The organism is Pseudomonas sp. MF6776 (assembly GCF_016613125.1).
GTDB lineage: Bacteria > Pseudomonadota > Gammaproteobacteria > Pseudomonadales > Pseudomonadaceae > Aquipseudomonas > Aquipseudomonas iridis.
Genome location: NZ_JAENSQ010000069.1, coordinates 1 through 5,031 on the forward strand (window position 1 = coordinate 1; position 5,031 = coordinate 5,031).

Annotated in this window: 4 protein-coding genes; 1 reads left to right on the top strand and 3 read right to left on the bottom strand. The window is 58.8% G+C overall.

The genetic code is table 11. The features are described 5' to 3' along the window. The first annotated feature begins 266 nt into the window (after positions 1-266). Positions 267-824, top strand: a complete 558-nt coding sequence (locus JJD74_RS30185) for a recombinase family protein (protein WP_010466470.1) — start codon at positions 267-269, stop codon at positions 822-824. 479 nt (positions 825-1,303) lie between these two features. Here JJD74_RS30185 and JJD74_RS30190 read toward each other — a convergent pair whose 3' ends face one another. Genes JJD74_RS30190 through JJD74_RS31060 form a run of 3 tightly spaced genes read right to left on the bottom strand, consistent with a single transcriptional unit; the run spans position 1,304 to position 4,830 of the window. Beyond that, positions 1,304-1,519: a helix-turn-helix domain-containing protein gene (locus tag JJD74_RS30190; protein WP_010466472.1), complete on the bottom strand. Its 216-nt coding sequence runs from the start codon at positions 1,517-1,519 to the stop codon at positions 1,304-1,306. After that, complete coding sequence (locus JJD74_RS30195; protein ID WP_010466474.1) at positions 1,516-1,965, bottom strand: KfrB domain-containing protein; 450 nt, start codon at positions 1,963-1,965, stop codon at positions 1,516-1,518. The genes JJD74_RS30190 and JJD74_RS30195 overlap by 4 nt, the downstream gene beginning before the upstream one ends. Positions 1,966-1,986: 21 nt before the next feature. Further along, positions 1,987-4,830 (bottom strand): zincin-like metallopeptidase domain-containing protein, encoded by a 2,844-nt coding sequence (locus tag JJD74_RS31060; protein ID WP_435829613.1) that lies wholly within the window; start codon positions 4,828-4,830, stop codon positions 1,987-1,989. Between the last annotated feature and the right edge of the window lie 201 nt (positions 4,831-5,031).

Below are 5,031 nucleotides of genomic sequence, written 5' to 3' on the forward strand. Positions count from 1 at the left end.
GCGGTGTAGCCCGAGGGAACTACGCCTTAGCGTGCTTTATTTTCCGTTTTCTGAGGCGACTCCAACGTCAGAAAAGACCGTGCGGTCGACTTTTGATATTTCGTGCTGTCGCCTTCTGAAAGTGACACCAAGGCCCCGCAACGCGGGGCTTTTTTTGTCTCAAAACGCTTTCTCAAAAAAACTTTCTCAAATACCCTCGGGAGAACGAAATTTGAGAAGAAGGCCATGACCCACAGAACCCAGACCGCTAATCAGGTGGTCACCTGATGTTGATTGGCTACGCTCGCGTCTCAACTGTCGATCAAGACTTACGCCTCCAGCTCGACGCACTACAAGCGGCTGGATGCGACAAGGTTTTCACCGATAAGGCCAGCGGGAAGAAACTAGACCGCGCCGGCCTGATAGATGCACTGGCTTTCGCCCGCGAGGGTGACACGCTCGTCGTGTGGAAGCTGGATCGCCTTGGTCGTTCAATGAAAGGGCTGGTTGACCTTGCTGCCGAACTTGATGCGCGGAAGGTCGATCTTCGTTCGCTCACTGACGGTATCGACACCAAAGGAACCGCTGGACGCTTTTTCTTCCACGTCCTTGCCGCTATGGCGGAAATGGAGCGGGAATTGATCCTGGAGCGAACCAGGGCCGGCCTGGAAGCCGCTAGGCGTAGCGGAAAGGTCGGTGGCCGGCGTCCGGTAATGACCCCAGCAAAAACCGAGGCAGCACAAACGTTGCTGAGCAACGGGATGGACGCCAAGGAGGTGGCCATGTCCATCGGGGTATCGTTGCCAACTCTCTATCGACACCTGCCGGCGCGGGATCGGGAATAGGCCTCCGGCCGACCTGGCGTGAACCTGGACGTGATGAACAACTCCCACGGGTCAGGTAATGCGCCCCTGAAACCGCGTGTGTAGAGGGGGTGACAATTTGTCAGGGGGGACGCACGGATCGAGGTGGCCACCGACAAACTGGCGCGCTCCTGGACGTGATGAACAACTCCCACGGATCAGGTGATGCGCCCCTGAAACCGCGTGTGTAGAGGGGTGACAATTTGTCAGGGGGGCGCACGGATCGAGGTGGCTACCGACAAACTGGCGCGCTCCTGGACGTGATGAACAACTCCCACGGATCGAGGCGCTGGCCTTCGCCTGCTGACGCGAAGACGAAAAAAAGCCCTCAAGGCGAGGGCTTTGTAATAGGACGATCAGCGAGCGCGGTGCCACAGAAGTAGACGTGAGGGGGTGAGCACCTGGGCGAGTCTTGCGACTCCAGCCTGCCGCTGACCAAAGGTACAGCGGCGGCGATTCTACTACAGCGCTTTACCCCTGCGCCCGGTAATGACGTACAACACGTCAAAACCCAGCTGGTCGAGACTGGCCAAGGCCACCGCATCCGGGCAGCTCTTCCCTGCTTCGTAGTAGCACCAGGTGCGCCGGGAACAGCCAATCCTGGCAGCAGTCTCGGTGCCAGTCAGGTTGAGTCGAGACGCTTCCAGGGCTAAGCGCCGGCCGACAGCCTCTTTCACAGGGTATGCGCCTTTTTCGCTTGCAGCTTGGCCCCTTCCTCCTGGCTCAGCTCTGCTTTGACCTTGCCAACACCTCGGCTATAGGACACCTCGTAGCACTTGCCCACTACCGGCTCCTTCTCGAACAGCTTGCGATCATGCTGGACGATTCCCTTGGGGCCGAACTGATAGACATGCTTCTGGTCAACGTGCAGCACCTGTCCACCGTAGGTTTGCGGGTGGACGTTCTTGGCTGGATTAGTGGCGTCGCTCAGTTGGTGGATGCCTTTAGGCAATCCTGCCTCTGGCTGTACCTTCATGGTGACCCAGCCCGGTTCTCCATCTTTCCCCGCACCAGGTACAACCTGGTCGATCTGACGGCTGCCATTCAGCACTACGATTTTCACGCTGCCTTCGGGCTTCATGAGAACGCCGGCATCGCCGTTATTGCGGTTTGCAATTTTCATTACCACTTCAACTTCTCCTTGTTAGCGCGACATTGCCCGTCGCGGTTGTTGCTTCTCTGCCTGCGTCTGAACTTGCTCGAGGCGTTTCTGCTCGATGCGCTCCTGGTGCTTCTCGATGGCTAAGCCAACCTCCGACCGCACCTGGCGATCCAGGGCCTCACGGCCGAGGCTGCTTTTGGTGGCCAGGTCGTTGAAGTCCGTGAAACGCTTCATCTGGTTGATAGCTTCTTGTTGCTCAGGGGTCAGCTTATTGGCGCGGGCCTTCTCCGGGTCGATGGGTTCCACTCCAGCCGGATAGGCTTGCTCGCCTGGTGCGAAGATCGGAAAGATGGCCTTGCCTTCTACCGACTTCGCCGCTTCCTGGGCCTTAGTTCGGCCTGGGTTCTTGCCGTCAATCAGCTCCTGGTGAAGATCGTTGTCCCCGGCAATCAGAATTGGCTTGTCGGGGAACTGCTCGCGCATCTGCGCGGCGACATGGGGAAGGTTGCCCGAGTCAAACGCCGCAACGGTTGCGTAGCCAAGGCTTTGGGACAGCGTATCGGCCGTGGCATAGCCTTCGCCGATCACGATGGCAGGAGCTGCTTGCAGAGCCTCCAGGCCAGCGCCGCCGACGACATGGAAGTTCTGGTGTTTCTCGGTGCCCTTGGCAAACATCTTCGTGCCGTTGGCGCGAATTGACTGCGCAGCCTTGAGGTTGCCATTGCTGTCCTGTGCGGTCAGCAGCAAGTCGCCGGCTGTGAAGACCAGATTATCCGGGTTGGCCTCGCGCAGCGCCTTCGACTCCCTAGCATTTTTCCCAATGAGGATGATCGAATCGGCAGGCAAGCCCGCTGTGTCCGCAGGTACAACCTTGAGGTCGCCGGGCCTGGCCTCCTTGTTCTGGAGATAGGTGTGATCCGCTGTTGCTTGTGGTGCGATCGCCAGCAGTTCGCCGATCGCCTTAACTGCGCGGGCTTGATTCACCAGCCGCTCTTGCTCTCGCTGGGCTTGCCGCTGCGCAGCTTCGGCATTGAAAGATGCTTTGTCGCCCTCGCTGAGCGCGTAGCCCTTGGCTTTCCAGTTTGATTGGAAGCCTGTGCGGTGGTTCTGAATCGTACCTGCAGGAACGCCTTTCTCGCCGGGTTCCAGCTCGAACCCCCGATAAGCTCCCGAGGTGTTGCCCTTGCTTCCCCCCTCGACCGGGACTCGGTGCCATTTGCCGTCCATGATGGGGTGCTCTCCATCAACCACTAGGCCGGCTTCCTTCATGACCTGGGCGAACTCTTCTCGCGGCTCCATCGCGGGGGCCTGGCGAACTTGGTTCTCTGGCAGCCACTTTTGTAGCTTCTCCAGGTCTGCGCCAGGCTGCGCGTACCAGCATTTAGTCTGCTTATCGAAACCGATGGCGGGACGGCCGCTCTGTAGCTTGCCAGCGACCTGTTTGGCCTCGTCGCGCTGCTCGTATGGAACAGCCAACCAGGTCTTTTCCTTGGCCACGCTGGTACTGCTCTGCTCGCTACGGGCCTCGCTCTTTTCGAGTTCGGCTATTCGCCGCTGCATTTCAGGATCATTTAGAGCAAGCGCCACCTCGGCATTTTTTCGCTCTTCTTTGGCCGCAGAAATGTCCTCGTCAGTGCTGTTCGGGTTTTGTCGCACCTGCGCTTCTCGCAGTCGTGCTTGCTCGACTGCTTGCTGCATATCATCAGCCTGAACCAGCCCCTGGCCCTGGAGCACTTCGCGCCGGTCGCTGACCGCATCAGTAGCATCGAATATCTGCTTCTCTACCTGGTCAACATCCTGGTACATGGCTTCGGCGGCTGGCTCATGGCGCTGCCAGAACGGGTTGTTGTTGCCCATTGGGTGCATCGAATCCAGAACACTCTGCACAGTGTCTAGCTGCCGCTCGTTCATCCGGCCAATGGCAGGGCGAAGGTCGCTACTCAGCTTGTCCAGCACCCATTGCTCGGCGGTCAGTTGCTGCTGTGTGATTTCCTGTTGGGGCAACTGCTGTCCCTGCTCCATTTTGGCCTCCTGCTGTTCCTGCCGATGCCGGGCTGTGGCGATTGCAGAGTTGAGGGCGTTCGTCTGCCACTCATCATCCGAAGTCATGCCAGTGCCTGGAACTCGCTGCCCCTCGATGCAGCTCACAGCTTTACCGTCGCCGCTGTGCAGCTCGCTATGTACTGGGATCAATTTTCCGTCTGTATCCTGGTACTCGACGCGAATATCCGCCTCGTACTCGCCAGCATTCGACCAGCGAAGCATTGCCTTGAGGCCGTTAGCTTCGGCAGTGCGCTCCAGGGTCTGCCACGACTCCAGGGCGCTGTATCCAGGATTGGCGTTCTTGTGGGCTTCCTGGATATGGGCCAATACCTCGGCCTGCTCTTGGCCTAGCTGCGCGGTGTCCACCTGGTGGTCTTGAACTTGCTGCTGTTCAAACGCCAGGACGAAAGCCTGGATTTTCTCGGCATCCGCGGCTGCCCGGAAGATCTCAAGTGGATCTTCTTGCAGCACCTTGATCCATGACCCGACATACGCAACGTGCTGACCAGGATCGTGGCCAATACCCAGCTCGTTGCCCAGGATCATGCTGGAAATCTCTGCCCGCAACTCTTCCTTGGCGTACCCCTCCGACCCGAATGGGTTGGACAAGTCACGGTCAAGCCGCGAAGGGTGGCCAGTCCAATGCCCCAGCTCATGCAGTGCGGTCGCGTAGTAGTTGTCGGCCGAGGGAAACTGGCCGCGCTCGGGCATGGTGATGCTGTCGGTTGATGGCCGGTAAAACGCCCTATCACCGCCTGCATGTGTGATGCGCGCCCCTGATTGTTGCCGCTGACCGAAAACTGACCCAGTAGAGGCTGTTCTGCCGACTGAAAACTGACCCAGGTGTTCAACTGCTTCTGCTCAATTTTTGAGCAGGAGAACACAGGGTGATCAGTATGGAAATGATGGGCAAAATTCGCCGGATGTATTTCCGCGACAAGCTGTCGCTGCATGAGATAGCCAAGCGCACCGGGTTGGCGCGCAACACGATTCGCAAGTGGGTCAGAGCACCTGAGGCCAAGCCGCCGGTCTACCAACGCCGCG